This window comes from Christiangramia qingdaonensis (assembly GCF_048381525.1).
In the GTDB taxonomy this organism is placed as follows: Bacteria; Bacteroidota; Bacteroidia; order Flavobacteriales; family Flavobacteriaceae; genus Christiangramia.
This window is the reverse complement of record NZ_JBLWIM010000012.1, coordinates 710,949-733,974: the sequence shown is the minus strand read 5'-3', so window position 1 is coordinate 733,974 and position 23,026 is coordinate 710,949. Positions and strand designations below refer to the sequence as shown.

The window sequence follows — 23,026 nt, the reverse complement described above, 5'->3', positions numbered from 1 at the left end:
TTTGCTTCAGTAGCATCTGTAGAATTATTGCTAACCACAATGACTTCTTCCACAATATCAGGAATAGCAGCGATCACCAAACCAATCGAATCGGCTTCATTATAGGCCGGAATGATCACTTTTATGGAAGAATGCATGGGCAGTTATTCAGTTCAGCTTAAGAAGTGCGAAAATAAGCGAACTCCTTACAAATTATAAGCTTTTCTGCTTCAGAAGATCCAAAAGATCTACATTATCCCCAACAACTCCATCTTCTGCCGTGATCCGGTTATTGGTGGAACCATTCTCCAGTTTGAGTACACCTCTTGGACAAACCGCTGAGCAGATTCCGCAGCCAACACAACTGGATCGAACGATATTCTCACCTTTTTGTGCGTATGCTCGTACATCTATCCCCATTTCACAATAAGTAGAACAGTTTCCGCAGGAAATACACTGGCCGCCGTTGGTCGTAATTCTGAATTTTGAGAATAGACGTTGTTGCATTCCTAAAACTGCCGCCATTGGGCAACCAAATCTGCACCATACGCGATTTCCGAAAATGGGATAAAAGCCGGTTCCAATGACTCCGCTAAAGATTGCACCTATCAGGAAACCATAAGCCTGGCGAAGGCTTTCTGCATTAAATAAGAATAAGTCCTGCCCGCTGAAATAGTGAAAAGCTATTAATCCCAGGATGATTACGAGGTATCCAATTGCACCGTATCGTGCGTCCTTCTGCAATTCTTCTCTTTTAAAATACCAGATCGCTGCAAAAAGCAAGGTGAGAAATGTCCCAACACCAATAAGGAAGACATCCCGTGTAAGCCAGTATTTTGAAGAATCATAACCAAGGTAACTGTAGATGACAGCGGTAGTCATCAAAACCACAAAAACAAGCACGCTATGCACCACCCATCGCTCAACTTTCCAGGCGAAAAGACTCTTATCTGAAAGTTGACGGTAAGGATCACCTGCAGTTTCAGCGAGACCTCCACAACCACAAACCCAGCTACAGTACCATCTTTTTCCGTATTTATAAGTCAGAATCGGGGTGATCACGAAAATTGAAACTACACCGAAAATAAGCAAAGCCAGTCCTATATTACCTGATGAAAGAAAACCATCTACCCGGTATTGTTCGAAATTATAATAATTAAGCGGCCAGATATTCTTAAGATCGTAGTACGGAAGGTTCATCCCATCATCATTAAGCCTGGACATAAATTCAGGAATAAGAAATGCGAATGCCAGCTGAAAGAACATCACACTAAAAGTTCTTAATTTCTCATAGCGATTATGCCGGTATTTCCATAGGAATTTCACTCCAAAGGCCAGAATAGCGATGGTATACAAAGTTCCATATACGAACCACTGACTCGCTGGATTTCCGCTTAAAAAATAACTCAGAGGATCGAAAAGAGCGATCAATCCTATGTTATCCCCTTCTGCCCTTAAACCAAGATATTGGGGATAGAAATAGAGCAATATATAGAACCCGGTCAATCCAACACCGGTAAGATAAGCCACGTAACCGCGGCTGGTCATACTTTTAAACCAGACTCCGTCGTTCTTAATGCCTGCATGAGTGCTCGAATAGGTAGCCTGAGCAAACCACACAATTCCTGCAGTGATCGATCCTAGAGCAATACTTAGCCAAAGAACCTTGTTAGGGAAACTTAGATTGAAAGCAGCAAGACACAGAATGATGAGTCCAGACATCCCAAGCAAAGTCGATAATTTTTGTCCTGTATTGAGAGATGCTGCAGCTTCGCCGGTTACCGACATATTTTGTTCAATTCTACTCATTAGGTGCTTTGTAAATTGTTTTTAAAACTTTTAAAGATCTCAGCTTCGTGATGTTCATAAAATTCGGGATCAAAATTGGCTGCTTTTAGGTTTGATAATACGTGATTTATGGTCTTTCCTTCATTCAGCCAATGATCGAATACTTCCTGTTGCATTCTTATTCCGAAGGTATTGATGCCCTTAAACTTTCCTGTTTCAGTATCAAAAGCGATCGTAATTGCCTTTTCTCCACTTTCGTGCTGCCAGTGAAAATGCTGCTCATTTGGCCTGGGTTTATTGAATACCCAGCCGTAAGTTTGATATTCGATATCGAAGAATTTAGCTGAATTAAACCAATTTCCCGGTTGGTAGGGAGTTCGGTTTCCAGTAATCGTTCTGGCTAAAGTTTCGCCCATGAGCCTGCCGGTGTACCATACTGCTTCTACCGGTTTTCTTTCTCCTATAGCCTTTCTCTGTTGTGCACAATCGCCAATCGCATAGACATCTGGAATACTGGTTTCAAGGAATTCGTTCACGAGAATGCCTTTTTCGGTTTCGATTTCCAGGTTCTCAAGAAAGCTGATATTAGGTTTTACACCCGCGCAAAGACCAACAAATTCGCAAGTGATCTCTTCCCCGGATTTGGTCCTAACAGCACGAACGTTGCCCTGTTCATCTCCAAGAATCTCCTCAAGTTCTGTTTCGTGACGAAGGTCTATTCCATGCGCCAGGATATGCTCAGATATCATCTTTGCATCCTGTTCTGGTAATACGCTGCTCCAAAAGCCTTTTTCTCTCACTAATAAAGTAACCGGAATCTTGCGTGTATGCAACATTTCTGCCAGTTCCACGCCAATGAGTCCGCCACCAATAACTACCGCTTGTTTAATACTGGAGGTCATTTCTTCCAGTTTTTCCAGGTCCTGTTTGGTAACCAATCCCTGTACGCCATTGAGATTTTTTCCGGGCCAGCCAAAGCGATTTGGTAAGGAACCGGTAGCCAGAATAAGCTTGTCGTAGTGCAATGTTTCTTCGGAAGAAAACTTAAGTTCTTTATGTTGAAAATCTATGTGATCAACCCAGGCATTCTTAAGTTCTATCCGGTTCTTTTCCCAGAACCAGTCTTCATAAGGTTTTAGATGGTCCCATTTCATATGTCCCATATAAACATACATTAAAGCGGTACGTGAGAAAAAATAGTCAGATTCCCCGGAAATTACGGTGATCTTACAGTCTGAAGCTTTTCTAATATGTCGGGCAGCAGTGATGCCTGCAATTCCATTACCAATGATGACGATATGCTCCATATATTTTTATAATTTGCTACAGGCCAGAAGGCACTTAGTAAAGTAAACTGAAAATAACTACAAACCCAATTTTACTCCTCAATAATCTCTCAATCATGCAGTGGAAATCGGCACTCATCGTAATTCAGGTCTTTCTAATGGTCGGTTTACTTACGGCATCCTGTCAAACACAAAAAGTATCACCCAAAATGAATGGTATTAGCCTGGTGGCTTCACGAGACTCTATTCTTGATACTGAAGTTAACTATGTTGTTGAAACTGAAGCCAATTACATTGCCCTCATGCCCTTTGGTTTTCTACCGGACAGCCAGGAACCTCAACTAAAATTTAACATTAATCGGCAGTGGTTTGGAGAACGCAAGGAAGGTATTGAGCATACTGTCTCAAAATTAAAAGAACGTAAGTTAAAGATCATGGTTAAGCCACAGATCTGGATTAGGAATGGTTCATTCACGGGGGATCTTAAATTTGAAACTGAAGAAGACTGGAAGCAATTCGAAGATTCTTATGCTGAATTTATTCTTTTGTATGCTGAAATTTCAGAAGACCATAATGTAGAATTATTCTGTATCGGAACCGAACTTTTCAATTTTGTAAGCAACAGACCCGACTTCTGGAAAAACCTGATTTCCGAAGTAAGAAAAATATATAGCGGGCAGATCACTTATGCTGAAAACTGGGATAAATTTGATCAAACTACGATATGGGATGAACTGGATTATATTGGCGTGGACGCTTACTTTCCTCTAAGCGACGAAGCTTCTCCCGATATTGATCAAATAAAAGAAGGCTGGGAACCTCATCTTAGTTCACTTGAATCTGTATCTAATAAATTTCAGAAGCAGATAATTTTTACAGAATTTGGATATAGAAGTATTGACCATGCCTTGAAAACGCCATGGAATTCTGAACGGGAACATCCCGGTCTCAATTTAAATTTACAGGCAAATGCTTATAAAGTTCTTTTTGAACAGGTTTGGTCTAAAGAATGGTTTGCAGGTGGTTTTCTTTGGAAGTGGCATCAGGGAACCAATAGCGGCGGACTCGAAAATTCCAGATTCACTCCGCAGAATAAACCGGCAGAAAAGGAGTTGAAAAGCTTTTATGGCAGCTTCAGGAATTAATCCGTTTGCAATAATGAGAACGCAGATCTTCAGCAGTTGCACCAAATCTTCTTTTCCAGTAGATCTCGAGGAATAGCTTTTGTGTTTTCCAGACACCCATGCGCTCGTATAAACGTGCAGAAGTTGTAAGCCACTTCCGGATCACGGTAAATGATCCATGCTCATACAGGCGTTTTATAAATTCGTTGTCTTCGTAAACCGTATAACTTTCATCAAAACCTCTGAGGGAATCAAATAGATCTTTGGTTACGAACAGGGATTGATCTCCTCCTCTACATGATAAATGATTAAATTTTGTGAAGTGTCCCATCAAGTTTAGCCACCAATGATCTTTGTCAAAGCGCATTTGAAAACAGCCGCAATCATTACCTTTTCTGACAGCCTCCATGATTAAATCATCAAAATTTTCTGGTGGATAACTATCGGCATGCAAGAAATATAACAGTTCACTGCTGGCTTTTTTTGCGCCATAATTCATTTGAACTGCCCGGCCTTTTTCAGAAAGATAATAGGTAACCTTTGGGTTTTCGATGGCAAGACGGGAAGTTTCATCTGTACTTCCACCATCGACAACAAGAATTTCCCGTATATAAGTAGAAGAAGCAGTTTCCAGGTATTTTAGCAAAGCCGGAAGCTGCTTCTCTTCATTATAAACCGGGATAATTATACTTATCACAGAACTTATTTTGCTTCATTCAGGTTCCAGTCGTAGTTCTTATAGTCTACCTGGGCATTCGAATTTACCTTCACTTCTGAATATTGATTTATGTATTCGATCAAAGATCCATTTTCAGTAAAATCATTCTTATACCAATCAAAAATCGATGAAAGCTTTAGTTGGGAAGGGGAGATTTCATTCTTATCTGAATTGATAAATTCATTTGTAGCCTTTTCCAGTTGTTTTTCAATATTCTCACTGGTATAAGCTTCATTGATAAGTTTTGGACAGCTTATAGACGCACAATTGATTGCAAAGTGTATCCTTGGCTCATCCATTTTTCGTAACAGACTATTTTCAATGGCACCAAGTGAAATTTCCTTGTCTCCAATTTTGACGAACTCTTTAGTCCATGCTCCGGAAATATCCTTAATACTCTTCGTTGGATAATTCCGAAGAATAAGATCGACTGTATATGCGTTATATAGATTTATATAATATGCCAGAAGTTGATCACGATTCCAGGTATCATCTGGCTGCATAGAAGAAAGCATCTTTAAATATTTATCAAGTGCTGGCCGGTCTTTCTGAAAACCTTTATAATCTACCATTCCGTCTTCATCCACATGCTTTTTCAATAGTTGATCCCAGCCAGAATGATCTACTTTCTCCTGTGCAGCTGCAGAAGTATTTGCAGAATCTGGCGTAGGCAATCCTTTACTATTAAAGCCTGCGCTCGAAATAAGGTTACAGGATTGACAAATAAATGCCCCAGAAACCAGGATCAGAAAACTTAAAAATACCTTCTTCATAGCTTTTTTTTAACTAGCAACATCCACCACCATCGTAATGCCAGGTGGACTCACTAATATATACATCATCTCTTCTAAGATCTGCCAGTGCACCTGCAGTTTTATCACAAATTGCAATTGGCTGATTCTTCAATAAAATATGCCCTTTTTGATCATCAAAATGATCTTCATCTCCATAATAGATCGCAGCTTTTCCAGTAAAGATACACGGCCCATCTTCTGGCATAGGATCTTTGATTGCGGCTACTTCAATAGATTCGATATAGATCAATTCATCTGTAGGGTAATTTTTGGGATCCAGAATTCTATAAGGCTTTCTGGCCCTGATCTCGATAGTTCCAAAGCCGGCATCTGTCAATGCTTTCACATAATCTTTGATGCTCAGGCTTCCGGAAAGACAAAGCGCTCTTAAGCGTTCGTCATTTCGAAGTTCATCATTCATCTCCTGCTCACAGGTTGGATCACTCATTACAAGTCTTCCATGTGGCTTTAACACACGGTACATTTCCTTCAATGCCTGAGTGAGCTCTTCAGTTTTAAAAATATTGAAAAGACAGTTCTGTGCGGCAACATCTATAGAGTTATCCTCCACCGGCAATGCCGTAGCATCTCCTTTTCTAAGATCAACAAATTCAGATTTAAACCATGGATTCTGGGCTTCCGCCTCCACAAAGTTCTTGCGGGACGCTTCCAGCATTTCATCCACCACGTCTACTCCAACCACTCCCGATTTCATTCGGGAAAAATAAGCGAACTGTAAAAGTTCCATTCCGCCACCTACACCCACATAAAGTGTACGCGGATTATTAGTCAGATCCCGGGCATGCACGGTAGAACCACAACCATAATTCATCTCCTGCATGATCTTCGGAATCTTTAATCCCGGAAGTTCCCAGATCGGGTTCGTGGTGCAGCAAAGTCCCACATCTGGTGTAAGTGCAGCCTCACGGTAAACGTCTTTCGTAATATCTAAATAACTCATTTATAATTTCTTAAGTAATTCTTTAAATAGTTTGACCATGTCAGGTTCTGCTTTGGCAGCCATTGCCAGAATTTCCTGAATATCTACCTTTTCAAGATTATCCGGATCTCCTTTATCTGTGATCACAGAGATTGCTGAAACAGGGATTCCTAAATGATTGGCAACGATCACTTCAGGCACTGTGCTCATTCCAACAGCATCTGCACCGATCGTCTTTAAATAACGGTACTCTGCTCTTGTTTCCAGTTGAGGTCCCAATACCGAAGCATATACACCTTTATGCAAAGTAATATTCAGCTCTTTTGCGGTATGTTCAAATTGCTCGTTCATGGATTTATCATAAGGTTCGCTCATGTCCACAAAACGTTCTCCCAAATGTTCAACGCCGTGAAAAGCCAGTGGCGAACCACCCTGAAGATTAATATGGTCATCGATAAGCATCAACTCACCTTTACCATAATCCAGATTGATCGCTCCGGAAGCATTGGAAACCAGCAAACGCTTCATCCCTAAACGTTTCATCACTCTTACCGGGAATGTAACATCAAAAAGGCTGTAACCTTCATATAGGTGGAATCTCCCCTGCATGATGACTACTTTCTTTCCTGCAAGGGTTCCAAAAATTAGTTTCCCCTTGTGAAATTCCACCGTGGCAGTTGGAAAATATGGGATATGATTATAACTGGCAGTTACTTCAATTTCTACATCGTCCAGTAGTTTACCTAAACCTGTACCTAATATGATCCCAACTTCGGGTTCTCCAAATCCTTTGGATTTTAAATAATCTACCGATTCGTTTATTCTATCTGTCATTATTTATAATTTTTTGAAAAGCCGGATGATCTTTGATATCCTCCAGCGTATCTATATCGTTTTTTAGTGGCAGCGCTATATAAGTTCCCTCCTGCATATCCTGAAGACTTTGCTCGAATACACTGGAAGTACTCCAGGCTTTGTTGATGAACAAAGCTGAATTTAATGATTTCATCCCCAAAAGGTAATATCCACCATCTTCAGCGGGTCCAATTACATAGTCGTGAGCTTCAAGTTCTTCGAGAGCATTTTCAAGTTCTGTTGTGTCAAGATCGTAAAGATCACTTCCAATAATCACAATTTTCTTGTAGCCTTCGTCGAATCCAGCTTTGAAAGCAGCTTCCATCTTCTCTCCCAGATCTCCTTCTACCTGCAATCTTTTCTGAAAACCTCCATTATCCCAGATGTCATTTTCAGCGATATTCCAGGCGTAATAAACCTGCTTGCTTACCTTAAGCTTACTGGTTACATCCTTAGTATGCTTCAGCAGAAATTTATAAATTTCAAGAGCTTTCTTATCTCCTACTCCTTTGGCCAGCCTGGTTTTGACCTTTCCCAGGACAGGATTTTTCGTAAATATGATTAGCAGATTTTCTTTGGACACCTAGTAAATTTTTTCGCCGTTCTTAAGATATTTCGACCAGTATTTTGAATAAGTATGAATTTTTTCGGTTTTCTTGCCTTTATTATCATAAACAGGATAACCAGTATTTTTCCATTCGAAAATTCCTCCGTAAAGATTTTTCACATCTTCAAATCCCAGATCCCGAACCTTACGTGCAATTTTCTCTGATCTAATTCCTACGGAACAGTATACTACGATCTGCTTATCCCGGTAAATTGAATCCAGAATACTCAGATCGAGATTGTTAGAACCTATAAATTTGGAATCCTTAAGATGACTGGTTTCGTATTCAATGCCTTCCCGTGCATCTAGGATGACCACTTCTTCATTTAATTGATCCATGCGCAATTGCTCTACGGAAGTATATGGAACATCGCCTGAATTGTATTTTTTCAACAGGTCATCCAGGGCGTTTTGAGTAACCCCGGAAGTTCCAATGAAAAAAATTAAGCTGAATAAAATCCCCCGTAATTTCATATTAAGCTACTGTTCCCTGGCAACTACTGCCTGCTCCAGCAGTACAACCATAGCAATGTTGTGAAATGATAATATTTCGATCATTCAAAATGTCTTCGTTGTATTCACTAATATGCTGAACTTTAGAATTCACTTTTAATTCGAGCATCTGGTTAAAATCACAATCATATAACCAGCCGTCCCAACTAATGGAAATCGTATTGGTACACATCACATTTTCGACGGCTGCTGGATTATAAGCTTCTACCAGCGCATACATATAATCTTCATAATTTTCAGAAGCTATAAGATATTCTAAGAATCGGCTTATGGGTAGATTTGTAATTGCAAATAGACTGCCAAAATCGATATTAAAGTCTTCTTTCAAAGCCTTTTTAAAGTCCTGCTCCATCGCCTGTTGATCTGTAGGTAAAAATGCACCGGAAGGATTATAGACCAGATCCAGTTTTAAACCTGTGCCTTCCTGCGCGTAACCTACGGCGTTTAACATTTGCAGTGCCTTGATGGACTTGTCAAAAACACCACTACCTCGTTGCTTATCGGTTTTTTCTCTTTTGTAAAATGGTAATGACGAAACCACGTGGACATTATGTTTCTTAAAGAATTCCGGTAGATCGTGGTACTTCTTGTTGGCGAGAATGATCGTTAGATTAGATCTAACAATGAAATCCTTTATCCCGGCCTTAGCTGCCTCTTCCACAAACCATCTAAAATTAGGATTCATTTCTGGGGCACCACCAGTAAGGTCCAGCGTATGAGCTCCAGTATTCTTGATAACTTCCAGACATTGCTCCATGGTTTCTACCGTCATGATCTCCTTACGATCAGGACCGGCATCTACATGGCAATGAGAACAAACTTGATTACACATATAACCAAGATTCAGTTGTAAGATTTCGAGTTTTTTGGGTTTAAATGGCAGGTTGAGCGTTTCTGCGATCTTATCCCTGAAATAAGGGAGTTCGCCTTCTTCAAATATGCCTTCGCTTAAAAATTCTAACTGGTTCTTGGGGCTTGAAAGATCGTCCTTACGCGCCTTCAGGGATTTTGTAATCATATAGTTGTTTCTACGTATGTTTAGTTCTTCAAATCAGAAAAAACTTACATACTTAGCTTTTTATACTTATTCATCATCTGCACACCATGTACAAGAGTAGCTCCACTTTCAATTGCGGCACCGGCATGAACTGCTTCCATCATCTCTTCCTTGGTGATACCGCGTTGCAAGCCATCTTTAGTGTATGCATCTATACAATATGGGCATTTAACAACGTGGGATACTGCAAGAGCGATCAATGACTTTTCACGGGCAGAGAGAGCTCCTTCTTCAAATACTTTACCATAGTAGTCAAAAAACTTTTTACCAAGCTCTTCGCTCCATTCAGTAATCTCTCCAAATTTTCTAAGGTCTGCAGGATCATAATAGTTTTTAGCCATTTACTATTTTCTTATATGTGTTAATACTAATAATTACGAAAAAACCGAAGCTACAGTTTTAAACTATAGCACCCCGGTTATAGAAAGTATAATAAGTAAAAATAGGGCTACTATCGCGATTACTATCCATAACTTAGAACTGGAATTCTGAGTTCTGGTTTCTGTTGATTGATTTACTTTTTGTTCACTGTCACGATCTTCCTTAGGTACAGGCGATGATCTGTCTTTATCTTTATTCATATTGATAGTTTTACTGAAAAATAAAGCAAATTCTTAGCCTATTGAATCAGGCTTATATTTTTAACAAAGTTTTTCAATTTAACCAATTTCGCAAAATTAGTTTAGGTTTTACACTTTGCTTCTGGAACTACCTAGAACACTAACGTTTTTCGCATAACCATTATCTCTATTGACAGTTTCTCTATTCCAAATTCTTAATTTTTTCACACAAGCATTAATTTTACGAACGAAAATTTTAAGATTTTTATTTGTAAAAAGCTTATCTTATTAGGCGAAAAAATAAGTTGTATTAATATGAGAATTGATGTTCAAACGCTGCCAGTTAATGAGATTGTGCAAAATATAGCGCAATCGCTGGATGCAGATGTACAAAATCGTAGCGGAGAACTTCTAGTTGAAATCCCCTCAGACATCGGTGAAGGAATTATTCGAGGTATTAGTTTTGACTCCGGGATGGGCTATATTACCTACAATTGTAAATTTTCGCAGGATGTTGAAATTCATTTTTCTCTAAACACAGTACACCCTTTAAAATTCATCTTCTGTTCTGAAGGGAGTATTAGTCATTGCTTTCAACATAGCGATGATGAACATAGTATTGACACGTACCAGAACATTGTTGTGAGCAGTAGTGGATATGACGGGCATATTCTTTACTTCAAAAAGGATGTCCAAACCCATGTCTCGAGCCTGGAGATCATTAGATCTGTTTTCGCTCATCGTTCTAATTATGATTTCAAAGATCTTGATCCGACACTTAAGGAACTATTCAAAGATGCAGTTTCGAAGAAGCAATTTTTCTACCAGGGAAATTACAGTATAAAGTCAGCAGACTTAATGGATGAGATTAATACTAAGGATTTTACCGGATTTCTTCGTAACCTGTTTCTGGAAGCCAAAGCATTTGAAATGCTTACCATACAGATAGACCAGTACCAGGATGACGAGAATGGCGAGAACCTGCCAAAGATCCTAAGAAAGTCTGATATTGAAAAGGTGAACTATGTTGCCAAAAGAATACAGGGTGATCTTAGCACAAATCTTTCCGTAGAAACCCTTGCGAAAGAGGCTGGAACTAATGTGAATAAACTTCAGGAAGGCTTTAAGTATGTTTACGATCTTACTGTAAATAAATATATGCAGCATATTAAGTTAGAAGCTGCCAAAGAAATGCTGAAACTTTCAGAAAAGAACATCTCAGAAATTGTAACCTCCATCGGACTCAACAATCGTAGTTATTTCTCTAAAATCTTCAAAGAGAAATATGGAGTGAGTCCTAAGTATTTCCTGCAAACAAAAGCAAGTATCAAAGAAGAAGAATTCGAAGAAAACTAAGATCCATCTCCTAAAAATTTCTGCGGAATCACCTCGGGATCAAAGTTCCATAAATACGGTAGTAGAAAATAGACTATCAGGCTTAGCAATACTATGCTGCCTATATTCATCCATATGCCTGTTTTCATCATATCTGGAATCCTAAGATAACCTGACCCAAAAACTACAGCATTCGGGGGAGTTGCAACTGGTAGCATAAATGCACAGGAGGCAGACAGAGTAGCTCCAACCATCAAGAAATAGGGATGTAGCTCCAGCGCTATAGCCATAGATGCTAGAATGGGTAAAAGCATGGCAGTTGTCGCCAGGTTAGAAGTCACCTCGGTTAGAAAATTTACAGCAGCGATCAATACTACCACAAGTAACAATAACGGTAAATTTTCTAGATTCGTTAATTGCTCCCCTATCCAGATTGCAAGACCGCTTTGCCCAAAACCCTTTGCGAGCGCCATTCCTCCTCCAAATAATAGAATAATTCCCCAGGGAACTTTAACCGCTTCTTCCCATGTCACCAGTTTTCTACCACTTTTACCTGCAGGAATTAGAAACAGAGCTACTGCCGCGATCATTGCAATAATAGTGTCGTCTATAAATGGCAAAAAGGGCTGAATGATATAACTCCTGGTTATCCAGCAAAATGCGGTAATGGCAAAAACTGCTAAAACTCTTTTCTCCTGTATACTCATACTACCTAACTGGGCTTTGAGACGGTCGATCTCAGCCTTTCCGCCTGGAAATTCACTTTGTGTAAAACTAAAAGCTTTACTGGTAAGGTACTTCCAACAGATAAATAGCAAAATGATAGAAACAGGTAAGCCCAGAATGATCCATTTGGTAAAGCTAATTTCTATCCCATATATTTCTTCCACGATCCCGGCAAAAACCAGATTGGGCGGTGTACCTATTAATGTTGCAATTCCGCCAATCGAAGCACTGTAAGCAATAGCTAACATAAGCGCTTTTCCAAAAATCGTATTTTCATCTTCTTCACTTAATGGATTGTCTTTTAACTGGCTAATAATTGCAGTTCCAATGGGCAGCATCATTACAGATGTAGCAGTATTGCTGATCCACATGGAAAGAAATGCCGTTGCCACCATAAATCCAAATATGATCATTTTAATGTCTGCACCTATTAACTGAATGATACTTAGTGCGATCCTTTTATGCAAACCCCACCTTTCGATAGCCACCGCGAGGATAAACCCGCCCAGGTACAAAAAGACGTATTTATGACCAAAAGCTGCGGTCGTATCTTCTATACTTACAACTCCGGTAAGTGGAAAAAGTATAATTGGTAATAAAGCAGTGACCGCAATAGGAATAGCTTCAGAGATCCACCAGATCGCCATCCATAAAGTTATACAGAGAACATCAAACGCCGCTTCAGGCATAGAATCAGGTCTACCCAACAGCTGTAGAACAAAAAAGAGAAGTGGCCCGGCTATGAGCGCTATTATTTTTAGTCTGGAATTCATATATTTCAAAAAGCTGAAGATATAGATTATTTCCTTTCAGCGAAATTCAAATAAGAAAGCCATATTCAGTTTATGAATAATCCAGAGAAGCTTAGCATTAGCACAAAAATTCAGGTCGCAAAAAGCAGGGAAGAGGTCTTCCAGACAATAATTGACAGGAAGGAGTTAAGTAAATTTTTTATTTCTGAAGCAAGTTCAGATCTCATAGCAGGTAAGCAGATCACCTGGAAATTTCCGGAATTCAAGTTCGTTGCATTCTCAATAGAGGTATTAAAAGTCGAGTTTCCTGCAATTATAATACTGACATGGGAAGGTGCCGAAAACCATATTACAACGGTAACTTTCGAACTTATTGAAATTGAAGAAGATCAAACCTTGGTTTCTATTACAGAAGAAGGAATGCAAAATGACGCTGAAGGGATTGCCTGGCTCGGCAGAAACTCGGAAGGTTGGGCAAATTTTCTGGCCTGTCTCAAAGCCTATCTTGAATATGGTATCAATTTAAGAAAGGGTGCTTTTGAGTTCTTACGAAATGATCAAAAACCCTGAATAAAAAAACCCGGCAAATTGCCGGGTTTTCTAATTATATGAATTGATAATTACATCATTCCTGGCATACCGCCGCCCATTCCTTGTGGCATTCCACCACCTCCGGCATTATCTTCCGGAATATCAATAAGCGCACATTCGGTTGTAAGGATCATTCCAGCAACTGAAGCTGCATTTTCTAATGCTACTCTTGTTACTTTCTTAGGATCAATAATACCAGCTTTCAGCATATCTACGTAAGTATCTGTTTTGGCATCATAACCAAAGTCATTCTTTCCTTCAAGTACTTTGTTGATCACTACTGAACCTTCACCTCCAGCATTCTGCACGATAGTTCTCAATGGAGATTCGATAGCTTTAGAAACGATCTGAACTCCAGTTGCTTCATCAGCATTTTCAGTTTTGATCTTGCTTAGTACAGCCTGAGCTCTAACTAATGCAACACCACCACCTGCAACGATACCTTCTTCTACAGCCGCTCTGGTTGCATGAAGTGCATCATCTACTCTGTCTTTCTTCTCTTTCATTTCAACTTCTGAAGCTGCACCCACGTAAAGTACGGCAACACCACCAGCTAATTTAGCCAAACGCTCCTGAAGCTTTTCTCTATCATAATCTGAAGTAGTAGACTCGATTTGAGATTTGATCTGGTTTACTCTGCTCTGGATATCATCATTGTTACCAGCTCCATTAACGATCGTAGTATTATCCTTATCGATCGCTACTTTTTCAGCAGTACCCAACATATCGATAGTAGCATTCTCTAAAGTAAATCCTCTTTCTTCAGAAATTACCGTACCACCAGTAAGGATAGCGATATCTTCTAACATTGCTTTTCTACGGTCACCAAATCCTGGAGCTTTCACTGCAGCGATCTTCAATGATCCACGAAGTTTGTTAACTACCAGCGTAGCAAGAGCTTCACCATCAACATCTTCAGCAATGATTAATAGAGGCTTTCCAGACTGAGCTACCGGCTCCAATACAGGAAGTAAATCTTTCATGGAAGAGATCTTCTTGTCGAAAAGAAGGATATATGGATCTTCAAGATCTGCCGTCATTTTCTCAGAATTAGTTACGAAGTAAGGAGATAAGTATCCTCTATCAAACTGCATTCCTTCTACAACATCAACATAAGTTTCTGTTCCTTTAGCTTCTTCTACAGTGATCACACCTTCTTTTCCAACTTTTCCGAATGCCTGAGCGATCAAATCACCAATAACATCGTCATTGTTAGCAGAAATAGATGCCACCTGCTTAATTTTTTCAGAAGAATCACCTACTTCTTTCGTTTGCTTTGCAAGATCTGCTGTAAGAGATTCTACAGCTTTGTCGATACCACGTTTCAGGTCCATTGGATTAGCACCTGCAGCAACATTCTTTAGACCTTCTTTTACAATAGCCTGAGCAAGAACGGTAGCAGTAGTTGTTCCATCACCGGCAAGATCATTGGTTTTGGAAGCAACTTCCTTCACCATCTGAGCTCCCATATTTTCTAATGGATCCTCAAGTTCAATTTCTTTTGCTACAGTTACACCATCTTTAGTTACTGTCGGTGCACCAAAAGATTTACTGATAATTACGTTACGACCTTTAGGTCCTAAAGTTACTTTTACAGCATTCGCCAATGCATCAACACCACGTTTGATCCCATTACGAGCCTGAATATCAAATTTTATATCTTTTGCCATCTTTATAATTTTTAATCTTCTATAGTAAGACTACAGAATAATTGGTTAATTAATTTTTCGATTATAAATTCCAGCGGCTGCCGGAAAATTGAAGTGAAACTTATACTATCGCTAGTATATCATCTTCCCGCATGATCAGATAATCAGTTCCTTCCAGCTTTAGCTCTGTTCCGGCATATTTACCGTAAAGAACTGTATCACCTTCTTTAACTGTCATTTCATGATCTTTGGTACCTCCACCAACAGCTACAACTTTACCTTTTTGAGGTTTTTCTTTAGCTGTTTCAGGAATAATGATACCAGAAGCAGTCTTGTTCTCTGCAGCAACAGGCTCAATTACAACCCTGTCTGAAAGCGGCTTAATGTTTAGTCCCATTTTATTAAATTTTATTATTAGGTTAATTAATTTTTCAAATACGGGAGACATATTTCTAAAATTATGCCAGCTCTTAATCTCTGCCATAAGGCAAAAAAAAATGCCAGCTTGTCATAAGCTGGCATTTTCAAATGTTGTTGAGTATCTTATCTACTGCTCACTGTCAGTTTGTGTCGCTGGTTGAGCTGCAGGCATTTCAGTATTTACAGGTTCGTCACTTTCGAAAACCCTAGTTCCGGCTTCTGTTGGCGTATCCATGATAGCTACGTTAGAAAGCAGGATCAAAACAAGCAATAAAGTTGCAAGTGTCCAGGTAGATTTATCTAAAAAGTCTGTCGTCTTTTTAACTCCTCCCATTTGCTGACCACCGCCACCAAATGATGAAGAAAGTCCACCACCCTTAGGGTTTTGAACCATGATCACAACTACCAGCAAAAATGCTACGATAATTATTAAAGCTAAAAATATAGTGAATGTGCTCATTCTTAATCGTTATTAGTGTCTTGTAATTTTTCTATTGCCCGAATTTGGTCTGCAAAGAAACCACTTTTTTCGGGATTTTTCAAAATTAATATTTTATATGCCTGAATGGCTTTTTTATAGTTTTTCTGCTCGAGGTAAACACGCGCTAAAGTCTCTGTCATTAGTGACTCCTGGCTGGTCATTGAATCTTCAGCAAGATTATTTTTAGAAACAGATTTAACGGGTTTGATCTTAGGATTTTTAGCAATAAACTCTTCAATGAGATCAAATTTTCTCTGGCGATCTCCGTTTTCTGCGTCTTCAGGTTCGTTCTCTCTTTCTACGGGTTCTGCCGTGGTTAATTTTAACCATTCTGAGAATGAATGAGATTCCTTTTGATCAAATTCCAAAGGCTTCCCAATTTCCAGGTTATCTTCTTCGGAAGCTCCACTGGTATTCGCAGACCCTGAAGAATTATCTTTCAACTGCGCCCGTTCGAACAGTGCAGGATCCATTACACGTTCAGATTCAGACTGCTTCATTTTGATCGCATCATCCAGATCTATACTTCGCCTTCCATGAACTTCTTCATGTTCGTAGACCGTCATTTCCTTCAGTCGGTCTTCCTGCTGCCTGATTTGTCTGGCGATCGTGTTTTGATTAAATTCTTCAGAAGTAATAAAATCAAAAAGAATATCACGGTCTGCGGTATATGCGGCGGTTTTTTTTAATGCTGAATTGTAACTGAATTCCTGATGTTCTTTCAGCCCCTTCAGTCTTATAGCGCGAGCCGCCTGAAAATAGGGTGCTTTCTCCAGCAAAATTTCCAGTTCCCGCGTTTGTTCTTTAGTGATTTCCGCAGGAGAGTTCAGTAAGTCAATGAGTGCTTTTTTTTCCATTACCAGTCGGTAAGCGCTGCGTTAAAAATATCCTGCGTAATTCTCGTATAGATCTCATCCAGCGCGGTCTCCAGGTTTGCCCCTATCAATTGTTGCTGTGCCGGATAATCATAATAGAAAGAAAAACGCTTTTCAAAATCCTTTTCTGGTTCCAGTGTATTGTAATAACGAACGTTTACTGCAATGGTCAGTCTACTTTGAGCAGCGGTATCCTCAGCAGTAGCAGACATTGGCGACACGTAGAACTGTGTAATTTCACCTTCAAAGATCAAATCTCCATTGGTATTAGTAAGACTTAAACTTGTTTGATTTTGAATAAGGTCCTGCAAAGAGATCGTGAATGAACGGTCTATACCAGGTTCCACAAGATCTGCATTATTCTGGAAGAAATTTACCTGAAATGTTTCGGCATCTCCCGTATCTGCTCCCGTAAACGAATAGGACATACAGGAAGATAAACTCAAACTAACCAGTAATACCGTAATAATGCTAAGAATTCTCGTCATTTATTATAGATTGTATTGTTTGATCTTTCGATATAAAGTTCGTTCACTTATTCCTAATTCTTCCGCCGCCGCCTTGCGCTTTCCACTGTGTCTTTCCAGCGACTTTTTGATAAGCTCCAACTCTTTATCCTGAAGAGAAAGTGTTTCTTCCTCTTCGATCTCTTCAGCAAAATAATACTTATCCTTTTCTTCCTGACTTGGTGATGAAGAATTTTGTTGCGGAATTTGAAGTACGTTCAGCTCATCTTCATCAATATCTGCTTCATCAATATCATCACCGCTATTTCCGTAGATCTTTTCAATAAGACCTTCATTCTCATCCTGAACCTGTTGGCTATCTCCTTCCTGCATTAACTTCAGTGTTAATTTCTTCAAATCGTTCAGGTCACTTTTCATATCGAATAAGACCTTATAAAGGATCTCTCTCTCATTGCTGAAATCTCCTTCTTTCTTTTTATCTGAAATTACTGCTGGTAAATTGCTGCCAATATCCGGAAGATATTGTCTTAATTCATCGCCGCTAATATTTCTCTTCTGTTCCAGAACGGAAACCTGCTCTGCAATATTTCGTAACTGCCGAATGTTTCCTCCCCAACGATATTTTAACAACAAAGCAACTGCTTCATCATCAAGCTTTATCGTAGGCATCTTATATTTTAATCCGAAATCTGACGCAAACTTCCTGAAAAGCAGATGAATATCACCTTTTCTTTCTCTTAATGGCGGCAATGCAATTTCCACCGTGCTCAAACGGTAATAAAGATCTTCCCGGAATTTATCCTTTTTGATGTTTTCGAACATATTAATATTCGTAGCAGCTACGATACGAACATCGGTTTTCTGAACTTTTGAAGAACCTACTTTTATAAATTCACCATTCTCCAGCACACGAAGCAGTCTTACCTGCGTTGGCAACGGTAACTCCCCTACCTCATCAAGAAATATGGTCCCACCATCGGCTACCTCGAAATAACCACTTCTGGTTTGAGTAGCACCGGTAAATGCACCTTTTTCGTGTCCGAACAATTCACTATCGATAGTTCCTTCAGGAATTGCTCCACAGTTCACTGCGATGTACTTCCCATGTTTACGATGAGAAAGCGCGTGTATGATCTTCGGAATACTTTCCTTACCAACTCCACTTTCTCCGGTAACAAGTACTGAAATATCTGTGGGCGCAACCTGAATTGCCTTTTCTACTGCACGATTAAGCTTTGGATCATCTCCAATAATTCCAAATCGCTGTTTAATTGCCTGAACTGATTCCATTTAAAACTTCAGTATTATTAGACATTCTTCAGTACAAGTGAGAAGAACGTCATTATTCTTGTTAATTATTATCACTATATCCTACTGGTTCTCCTATGAGAGTAGCACTGGTGCAGTCATTTATTTTTACGTTTACAAAATCACCTATCTTATAATCTTCCTTATCAAAAACCACAACGGTATTTTGAGAATTCCTACCACTCCAGTGTTTATCAGATTTTTTTGATTCTCTTTCGATCAGGACTTCGGTGATTTCACCTAAGAAACGTTTTGTTCGTTGTTTACTATGCTTCTGCTGAAGATCTACGATTTCCTGTAGGCGTCTTTTCTTCACCTCATGAGGCACATCATCTACCAGCTTTCTCTCAGCCATAGTTCCGGGTCTTTCAGAATAGGCATACATATAACCGAAATCGTAAACAACTTTCTCCATTAAGGACAAGGTATCCTGGTGATCCTCTTCAGTTTCTGTTGGAAAGCCGGTGATCATATCCTGAGAAATCCCGCAGTTAGGAATCATCTCCCTGATATTTCTAATAAGCTCAAAATATTCTTCGCGGGTATGCAACCTGTTCATCGCTTTTAAAATTCGGTTACTTCCAGATTGAACCGGTAAATGTATATAGTTACAAATATTAGGATATTTAGCCACCATTTTGATTACATCAAGTGTCATGTCCTGTGGATTGGAAGTTGAGAATCTTATTCTCATTTTAGGATGTGCTTCTGCAACAAGTTTCAGAAGCTGAGAGAAATCTGTCGCCGTCGCCTTCTGAATTTCAGTAGCATTTTTAAAGTCTTTTTTTAGTCCGCCACCGTACCATAGATAACTATCTACATTCTGACCTAATAAGGTGATCTCTTTAAAACCTTTATTTGCCAGATCGTTCACCTCTTCTAAAATACTTTGAGGATCACGACTGCGTTCACGACCGCGGGTAAACGGAACCACGCAAAAAGTACACATATTATCACAACCTCGGGTAATGGATACAAATGCTGAAACGCCATTACTTTGCAGGCGTACCGGAGAAATATCTCCGTAAGTCTCCTCCTTGCTTAGAAGTACGTTCATGGCACTTCTTCCTTCTTCTATTTCACTCACAAGGTTTGGAAGATCTTTATAAGCATCTGGCCCCACGACCATATCCACGATCTTCTCTTCTTCCAGGAATTTACTTTTAAGACGCTCTGCCATACAACCGAGCACTCCCACTTTCATTCCCGGGTTTATTCTTTTAACAGCATTATATTTTTCAAGTCTTTTTCTAACAGTTTGCTCCGCTTTATCACGAATCGAGCAGGTATTTACCAGAACAAGATCTGCCTCTTCTAACTTTTGAGTAGTATTAAAACCCTCTTTACTAAGAATGGAAGCAACTATTTCTGAATCACTGAAGTTCATTGCGCATCCAAAACTTTCAATAAAAAGTTTCCGGGTATTTTCAGCTTTAGGCTCCATGACTAAAGAGTTCCCTTGCTTTTTTTCGTCTATTGTCTTCTCCATAAATCTATACTAACCTCCGGGTTTTTAGAATCGCAAAGATAGAATTAAACAGGGTTCTGACAAAGTGACAGAAAAAATTTTCTTAAATCTTACGCAACCTTTTCGAAAGTATAGCATCTAACAGATACCTAACCACAATTACACATGAAAAATTTAATTTTTGTGTTACTACTATCACCACTTTTCCTCTTCACCTCTTGTGAGGAGGATAGTGATGATGAGTTCACTACAGTTGCAGTACCCGTAACTCAGTCCATCGCTGATTTTCGTGCTTCCGTAGAAATTCAGGCTCCCCGGGAAATCAAGGAATCGGGAAAGATCTACGCCTGGCAGAATTATATATTCATCAATGACAAAAACGAAGGTGTTCACATCATCAACAATACCGACCCATTCAATCCCGTAAAAGTTCAGTTTTTAAAGATCCCACGAAATACAGATGTGGCCATTAGAAATAATATGCTATACGCAAATAATGGGATGGACCTGGTCGTTTTCGATCTTAGTGACATGAATGCTATTAAGGAGGCTGGCAGAGTCAAAGATATTTTTCCTAATTACTATCGCAATCCACCAGGACAGGTAAGTTTCGTCGACTTTGAAAATTTTGATCATACTACTGAAGTTATTATAGGCTATATAACTGAATCCAGGAAAATAGAGTATGCTAGAGGCGATCTGGTCAACGAGCCATTCTTTTCTGAAGCAGATGGTGGTGGATCTGGTACTGGCGGAAGTATGGCCAGGTTCACAATCAATGACGAATTATTATATATAGCTGAAGAAAGCGAACTCTCTGTAGTGGATATTAGTAATCCCTCTAATCCAGTTGAGCTAAGCAGCGAATATGCAGGATGGAACATAGAAACAATTTTCCATTATCAGGATCATCTATATCTGGGTAGTGCTACTGGAATGTATATCTATGACCTGGAGAATCCGCAGTCTCCCCAGCAGGTTTCTTTCCTTCAGCACGTATTGGGCTGTGATCCTGTGGTTGTAAAAGATAACTACGCATACGTGACCATTCGTGGCGGGAACAATTGCGGACAAAATTTTAATCAACTGGATGTTGTGGATGTTTCAAACAAGAACAATCCAAGAATTGTAAATTCCTACGAAATGAATAATCCCTTTGGCTTAGGCGTAAAGGATGACTGGCTTTTTGTTTGCGATGGTGATGAAGGGCTGAAAATTTTTGATACCAAAAACACCCCCGATCTTAGTCTTGTAGATCAATTTACAAACATTAACACCTATGATGTCATTCCTCTTGATGACAAGCTGCTAATGATCGGGGATAATACACTATCCCAATATTCCTATAAGGGTAACGAGGTTAATTTAATTAGTACATTCTCTTTGAATTGATGACCCTTTTTTTGTTTGGTTTTTTGAAAAATCCCCGCTGTCCCGGGGATTTTTTGTTTTCTGTATTTTAATATTTCTTCTTGCTAATTCTATTACCAGTGATTTGACGCTGAGCTCTACTTTTGAATCTGCTTACATGATCACTTCTTAGCTTCTCATGTTTTGTCTTTCTACCCTGAACCCTCGCTCTCCATTTTCTCCAGTTTCTTGGATGCATTTGCTCACGCATGAACCTGATAACTTCATCTTCTTTTAAACCGAATTGAAATTCGATAGCTTCGAAGGTAGTTCTGTCCTCCCAGGCCATGGCGATTATTCGATCTATCTGCCTCTCATCTAATTCATATTCTTCTGCGATCATAATTATGTTTATTGTTTACGCTTCAAAATTAAACAATTTATTTGCAGGAAATAAAAAACCCTCTACATTTCTGAAGAGGGTTCTTATATAATTTGAATCTAACTATGCCTGAAATGGCTCGATAGAAACATAAGATTTATCATCTTTCTTCTTAGTGAATTTCACTAGTCCGTCAACTTTAGCATGTAAAGTATGATCTTTTCCAGCGTATACGTTATCACCTGGACGGTGAGCAGTACCTCTTTGTCTTACGATAATATTTCCCGCAACAGCAGCTTGTCCACCAAAGATCTTCACGCCTAAACGTTTCGATTCTGATTCTCTACCGTTCTTGGAACTACCAACTCCTTTTTTATGTGCCATCTTATTTCGTTTTTAGTAGTTTAAACTAGCTTAATGCAGCAATTAATTCTGCTTTTTTCATTGAAGAATATCCTTCAACACCTTTTTCTTTAGCCATTTCTCTCAGTTCTGCAACTGTATTCTGACTTAGATCGTTTGAAGATTCTTCTTTTTTAGTTTCCTTCTTAGGCTCTTCTTTCTTAGCTGAAGTGGATTTTGATCCACCTTTAAGATCGATACCTTCGATAAGAATTTCAGTGAGTGCCTGTCTGTGACCATTTTTGGTTCTGTAACCCTTACGTCTTTTCTTCTTGAAAACGATTACTTTGTCTCCTTTAAGGTGACGGTTGATCTTTGCTCCAACCAAAGCTCCTTCTATAGCCGGGGCGCCAACAGTAATGCTATCTCCATCTGCAGTAAGAAGTACCTTATCAAAAGAGATACTGTCTCCTTCTTTACCTGCTAGGCGATTAACATAAACTCTCTGGTCTTTTGCAACTTTAAATTGCTGCCCTGCTATCTCTACAATTGCGTACATAGCGTATAATTAGTTATATAAATACTTAATAAAATCACTTCCGTTTTCACGCAAGCGGGTGCAAATATAATTCTAATTAATTAATTGACAAAGGTTTTTG

General features: G+C 39.2%; 27 protein-coding genes. 4 read left to right on the top strand and 23 right to left on the bottom strand.

Annotation, left to right across the window (positions count from 1 at the left end; genetic code table 11):
• From ACNI3T_RS08330 to ACNI3T_RS08320, 3 genes are all read right to left on the bottom strand, one after another.
• Positions 1 to 137, bottom strand: a 137-nt coding sequence (locus ACNI3T_RS08330) for a glycosyltransferase (RefSeq protein ID WP_418227872.1), incomplete at its 3' end; no start/stop codon positions are given.
• A gap of 55 nt (positions 138 to 192) precedes the next feature.
• Positions 193 to 1,788 carry a 4Fe-4S binding protein gene (locus ACNI3T_RS08325; protein ID WP_418227410.1) on the bottom strand — a complete coding sequence of 532 codons (1,596 nt, stop codon included), beginning with the start codon at positions 1,786 to 1,788 and terminating at the stop codon, positions 193 to 195.
• Entirely contained in the window at positions 1,788 to 3,074 is a 1,287-nt protein-coding gene (locus ACNI3T_RS08320) for an NAD(P)/FAD-dependent oxidoreductase (RefSeq protein ID WP_418227409.1), read from the bottom strand. The genes ACNI3T_RS08325 and ACNI3T_RS08320 overlap by 1 nt, the downstream gene beginning before the upstream one ends.
• A gap of 95 nt (positions 3,075 to 3,169) precedes the next feature.
• Here ACNI3T_RS08320 and ACNI3T_RS08315 point away from each other — a divergent pair, with 95 nt between their 5' ends.
• Positions 3,170 to 4,198 carry a glycoside hydrolase family 113 gene (locus ACNI3T_RS08315; protein ID WP_418227408.1) on the top strand — a complete coding sequence of 343 codons (1,029 nt, stop codon included), beginning with the start codon at positions 3,170 to 3,172 and terminating at the stop codon, positions 4,196 to 4,198.
• Here ACNI3T_RS08315 and ACNI3T_RS08310 read toward each other — a convergent pair.
• The 9 genes from ACNI3T_RS08310 to ACNI3T_RS08270 all read right to left on the bottom strand — a co-directional run bounded on the left by ACNI3T_RS08310 (position 4,188) and on the right by ACNI3T_RS08270 (position 10,242).
• The gene (locus ACNI3T_RS08310; RefSeq protein ID WP_418227407.1) at positions 4,188 to 4,874 is read right to left on the bottom strand and encodes a TIGR04283 family arsenosugar biosynthesis glycosyltransferase; all 687 of its coding nucleotides are present in this window, start codon (positions 4,872 to 4,874) and stop codon (positions 4,188 to 4,190) included. The two genes, ACNI3T_RS08315 and ACNI3T_RS08310, sit on opposite strands and share 11 nt — an antisense overlap.
• Before the next feature lie 5 nt (positions 4,875 to 4,879).
• Positions 4,880 to 5,668 carry a DUF547 domain-containing protein gene (locus ACNI3T_RS08305; protein ID WP_418227406.1) on the bottom strand — a complete coding sequence of 263 codons (789 nt, stop codon included), beginning with the start codon at positions 5,666 to 5,668 and terminating at the stop codon, positions 4,880 to 4,882.
• A gap of 13 nt (positions 5,669 to 5,681) precedes the next feature.
• On the bottom strand, positions 5,682 to 6,650 hold the full coding sequence (gene arsM / locus ACNI3T_RS08300) for an arsenosugar biosynthesis arsenite methyltransferase ArsM (protein WP_418227405.1): 969 nt from the start codon (positions 6,648 to 6,650) through the stop codon (positions 5,682 to 5,684).
• Complete coding sequence (locus ACNI3T_RS08295) at positions 6,651 to 7,463, bottom strand: purine-nucleoside phosphorylase (RefSeq protein ID WP_418227404.1); 813 nt, start codon at positions 7,461 to 7,463, stop codon at positions 6,651 to 6,653.
• Complete coding sequence (locus tag ACNI3T_RS08290; RefSeq protein ID WP_418227403.1) at positions 7,453 to 8,067, bottom strand: TIGR04282 family arsenosugar biosynthesis glycosyltransferase; 615 nt, start codon at positions 8,065 to 8,067, stop codon at positions 7,453 to 7,455. Before ACNI3T_RS08290 ends, ACNI3T_RS08295 begins: the two co-directional genes overlap by 11 nt.
• On the bottom strand, positions 8,068 to 8,565 hold the full coding sequence (locus ACNI3T_RS08285; RefSeq protein WP_418227402.1) for a rhodanese-like domain-containing protein: 498 nt from the start codon (positions 8,563 to 8,565) through the stop codon (positions 8,068 to 8,070). It lies immediately after the preceding gene.
• A 1-nt stretch (position 8,566) separates the two neighbouring features.
• The gene (gene arsS / locus ACNI3T_RS08280) at positions 8,567 to 9,622 is read right to left on the bottom strand and encodes an arsenosugar biosynthesis radical SAM (seleno)protein ArsS (protein WP_418227401.1); all 1,056 of its coding nucleotides are present in this window, start codon (positions 9,620 to 9,622) and stop codon (positions 8,567 to 8,569) included.
• Between the two features lie 44 nt (positions 9,623 to 9,666).
• A complete protein-coding gene (locus ACNI3T_RS08275) occupies positions 9,667 to 10,002 on the bottom strand; it encodes an arsenosugar biosynthesis-associated peroxidase-like protein (RefSeq protein WP_418227400.1) in 336 nt (111 codons plus the stop codon).
• A 63-nt stretch (positions 10,003 to 10,065) separates the two neighbouring features.
• On the bottom strand, positions 10,066 to 10,242 hold the full coding sequence (locus ACNI3T_RS08270; protein ID WP_295178331.1) for a hypothetical protein: 177 nt from the start codon (positions 10,240 to 10,242) through the stop codon (positions 10,066 to 10,068).
• Between the two features lie 294 nt (positions 10,243 to 10,536).
• On the opposite strand from ACNI3T_RS08270, the gene ACNI3T_RS08265 reads away from it, so the two are divergent.
• A complete protein-coding gene (locus ACNI3T_RS08265) occupies positions 10,537 to 11,577 on the top strand; it encodes an AraC family transcriptional regulator (protein ID WP_322301324.1) in 1,041 nt (346 codons plus the stop codon).
• Here the strand turns inward: ACNI3T_RS08265 and ACNI3T_RS08260 are convergent.
• The gene (locus ACNI3T_RS08260; RefSeq protein WP_418227399.1) at positions 11,574 to 13,055 is read right to left on the bottom strand and encodes an SLC13 family permease; all 1,482 of its coding nucleotides are present in this window, start codon (positions 13,053 to 13,055) and stop codon (positions 11,574 to 11,576) included. The genes ACNI3T_RS08265 and ACNI3T_RS08260 overlap by 4 nt on opposite strands.
• A 72-nt stretch (positions 13,056 to 13,127) precedes the next feature.
• On the opposite strand from ACNI3T_RS08260, the gene ACNI3T_RS08255 reads away from it, so the two are divergent.
• Positions 13,128 to 13,604, top strand: a complete 477-nt coding sequence (locus ACNI3T_RS08255; RefSeq protein ID WP_418227398.1) for an SRPBCC domain-containing protein — start codon at positions 13,128 to 13,130, stop codon at positions 13,602 to 13,604.
• A gap of 50 nt (positions 13,605 to 13,654) precedes the next feature.
• On the opposite strand, the gene groL is transcribed toward ACNI3T_RS08255, so the two are convergent.
• The 7 genes from groL to miaB form a co-directional block, all read right to left on the bottom strand.
• Positions 13,655 to 15,295, bottom strand: a complete 1,641-nt coding sequence (gene groL / locus ACNI3T_RS08250; protein ID WP_418227397.1) for a chaperonin GroEL — start codon at positions 15,293 to 15,295, stop codon at positions 13,655 to 13,657.
• Between the two features lie 100 nt (positions 15,296 to 15,395).
• Entirely contained in the window at positions 15,396 to 15,671 is a 276-nt protein-coding gene (locus ACNI3T_RS08245; protein WP_026913982.1) for a co-chaperone GroES, read from the bottom strand.
• Positions 15,672 to 15,821: 150 nt separating this feature from the next.
• The gene (gene secG / locus ACNI3T_RS08240) at positions 15,822 to 16,154 is read right to left on the bottom strand and encodes a preprotein translocase subunit SecG (RefSeq protein WP_418227396.1); all 333 of its coding nucleotides are present in this window, start codon (positions 16,152 to 16,154) and stop codon (positions 15,822 to 15,824) included.
• A gap of 2 nt (positions 16,155 to 16,156) precedes the next feature.
• Complete coding sequence (locus ACNI3T_RS08235; RefSeq protein WP_418227395.1) at positions 16,157 to 17,032, bottom strand: hypothetical protein; 876 nt, start codon at positions 17,030 to 17,032, stop codon at positions 16,157 to 16,159.
• A complete protein-coding gene (lptE, locus tag ACNI3T_RS08230; RefSeq protein WP_322301328.1) occupies positions 17,032 to 17,538 on the bottom strand; it encodes an LptE family protein in 507 nt (168 codons plus the stop codon). Before lptE ends, ACNI3T_RS08235 begins: the two co-directional genes overlap by 1 nt.
• Before the next feature lie 3 nt (positions 17,539 to 17,541).
• Entirely contained in the window at positions 17,542 to 18,807 is a 1,266-nt protein-coding gene (locus ACNI3T_RS08225; protein ID WP_322301329.1) for a sigma-54 dependent transcriptional regulator, read from the bottom strand.
• A 61-nt stretch (positions 18,808 to 18,868) separates the two neighbouring features.
• Positions 18,869 to 20,314 carry a tRNA (N6-isopentenyl adenosine(37)-C2)-methylthiotransferase MiaB gene (gene miaB, locus ACNI3T_RS08220; RefSeq protein WP_418227394.1) on the bottom strand — a complete coding sequence of 482 codons (1,446 nt, stop codon included), beginning with the start codon at positions 20,312 to 20,314 and terminating at the stop codon, positions 18,869 to 18,871.
• Positions 20,315 to 20,458: 144 nt separating this feature from the next.
• Here miaB and ACNI3T_RS08215 point away from each other — a divergent pair, with 144 nt between their 5' ends.
• Complete coding sequence (locus ACNI3T_RS08215; RefSeq protein ID WP_418227393.1) at positions 20,459 to 21,685, top strand: LVIVD repeat-containing protein; 1,227 nt, start codon at positions 20,459 to 20,461, stop codon at positions 21,683 to 21,685.
• Positions 21,686 to 21,752: 67 nt separating this feature from the next.
• On the opposite strand, the gene ACNI3T_RS08210 is transcribed toward ACNI3T_RS08215, so the two are convergent.
• The 3 genes from ACNI3T_RS08210 to rplU form a co-directional block, all read right to left on the bottom strand.
• A complete protein-coding gene (locus tag ACNI3T_RS08210) occupies positions 21,753 to 22,046 on the bottom strand; it encodes a TIGR03643 family protein (protein ID WP_418227392.1) in 294 nt (97 codons plus the stop codon).
• A gap of 102 nt (positions 22,047 to 22,148) precedes the next feature.
• Positions 22,149 to 22,409 carry a 50S ribosomal protein L27 gene (rpmA, locus tag ACNI3T_RS08205; RefSeq protein WP_141878995.1) on the bottom strand — a complete coding sequence of 87 codons (261 nt, stop codon included), beginning with the start codon at positions 22,407 to 22,409 and terminating at the stop codon, positions 22,149 to 22,151.
• 25 nt (positions 22,410 to 22,434) lie between these two features.
• Positions 22,435 to 22,926, bottom strand: coding sequence for a 50S ribosomal protein L21 (rplU, locus tag ACNI3T_RS08200; protein ID WP_322301333.1), 492 nt, complete (start codon positions 22,924 to 22,926; stop codon positions 22,435 to 22,437).
• Positions 22,927 to 23,026: the final 100 nt, after the last annotated feature.

Excerpts from the sequence above, each read along its gene's own strand:
- ACNI3T_RS08325 (WP_418227410.1), bottom strand. The coding sequence starts at position 1,788 with ATGAGTAGAATTGAACAAAATATGTCGGTAACCGGCGAAGCTGCAGCA.
- ACNI3T_RS08320 (WP_418227409.1), bottom strand. The coding sequence starts at position 3,074 with ATGGAGCATATCGTCATCATTGGTAATGGAATTGCAGGCATCACTGCT.
- ACNI3T_RS08315 (WP_418227408.1), top strand. The coding sequence starts at position 3,170 with ATGCAGTGGAAATCGGCACTCATCGTAATTCAGGTCTTTCTAATGGTC.
- ACNI3T_RS08305 (WP_418227406.1), bottom strand. The coding sequence starts at position 5,668 with ATGAAGAAGGTATTTTTAAGTTTTCTGATCCTGGTTTCTGGGGCATTT.
- arsM (WP_418227405.1), bottom strand. The coding sequence starts at position 6,650 with ATGAGTTATTTAGATATTACGAAAGACGTTTACCGTGAGGCTGCACTT.
- ACNI3T_RS08295 (WP_418227404.1), bottom strand. The coding sequence starts at position 7,463 with ATGACAGATAGAATAAACGAATCGGTAGATTATTTAAAATCCAAAGGA.
- ACNI3T_RS08285 (WP_418227402.1), bottom strand. The coding sequence starts at position 8,565 with ATGAAATTACGGGGGATTTTATTCAGCTTAATTTTTTTCATTGGAACT.
- arsS (WP_418227401.1), bottom strand. The coding sequence starts at position 9,622 with ATGATTACAAAATCCCTGAAGGCGCGTAAGGACGATCTTTCAAGCCCC.
- ACNI3T_RS08275 (WP_418227400.1), bottom strand. The coding sequence starts at position 10,002 with ATGGCTAAAAACTATTATGATCCTGCAGACCTTAGAAAATTTGGAGAG.
- ACNI3T_RS08270 (WP_295178331.1), bottom strand. The coding sequence starts at position 10,242 with ATGAATAAAGATAAAGACAGATCATCGCCTGTACCTAAGGAAGATCGT.
- ACNI3T_RS08265 (WP_322301324.1), top strand. The coding sequence starts at position 10,537 with ATGAGAATTGATGTTCAAACGCTGCCAGTTAATGAGATTGTGCAAAAT.
- ACNI3T_RS08260 (WP_418227399.1), bottom strand. The coding sequence starts at position 13,055 with ATGAATTCCAGACTAAAAATAATAGCGCTCATAGCCGGGCCACTTCTC.
- ACNI3T_RS08255 (WP_418227398.1), top strand. The coding sequence starts at position 13,128 with ATGAATAATCCAGAGAAGCTTAGCATTAGCACAAAAATTCAGGTCGCA.
- groL (WP_418227397.1), bottom strand. The coding sequence starts at position 15,295 with ATGGCAAAAGATATAAAATTTGATATTCAGGCTCGTAATGGGATCAAA.
- ACNI3T_RS08245 (WP_026913982.1), bottom strand. The coding sequence starts at position 15,671 with ATGGGACTAAACATTAAGCCGCTTTCAGACAGGGTTGTAATTGAGCCT.
- secG (WP_418227396.1), bottom strand. The coding sequence starts at position 16,154 with ATGAGCACATTCACTATATTTTTAGCTTTAATAATTATCGTAGCATTT.
- ACNI3T_RS08235 (WP_418227395.1), bottom strand. The coding sequence starts at position 17,032 with ATGGAAAAAAAAGCACTCATTGACTTACTGAACTCTCCTGCGGAAATC.
- lptE (WP_322301328.1), bottom strand. The coding sequence starts at position 17,538 with ATGACGAGAATTCTTAGCATTATTACGGTATTACTGGTTAGTTTGAGT.
- ACNI3T_RS08225 (WP_322301329.1), bottom strand. The coding sequence starts at position 18,807 with ATGGAATCAGTTCAGGCAATTAAACAGCGATTTGGAATTATTGGAGAT.
- miaB (WP_418227394.1), bottom strand. The coding sequence starts at position 20,314 with ATGGAGAAGACAATAGACGAAAAAAAGCAAGGGAACTCTTTAGTCATG.
- ACNI3T_RS08215 (WP_418227393.1), top strand. The coding sequence starts at position 20,459 with ATGAAAAATTTAATTTTTGTGTTACTACTATCACCACTTTTCCTCTTC.
- ACNI3T_RS08210 (WP_418227392.1), bottom strand. The coding sequence starts at position 22,046 with ATGATCGCAGAAGAATATGAATTAGATGAGAGGCAGATAGATCGAATA.
- rpmA (WP_141878995.1), bottom strand. The coding sequence starts at position 22,409 with ATGGCACATAAAAAAGGAGTTGGTAGTTCCAAGAACGGTAGAGAATCA.
- rplU (WP_322301333.1), bottom strand. The coding sequence starts at position 22,926 with ATGTACGCAATTGTAGAGATAGCAGGGCAGCAATTTAAAGTTGCAAAA.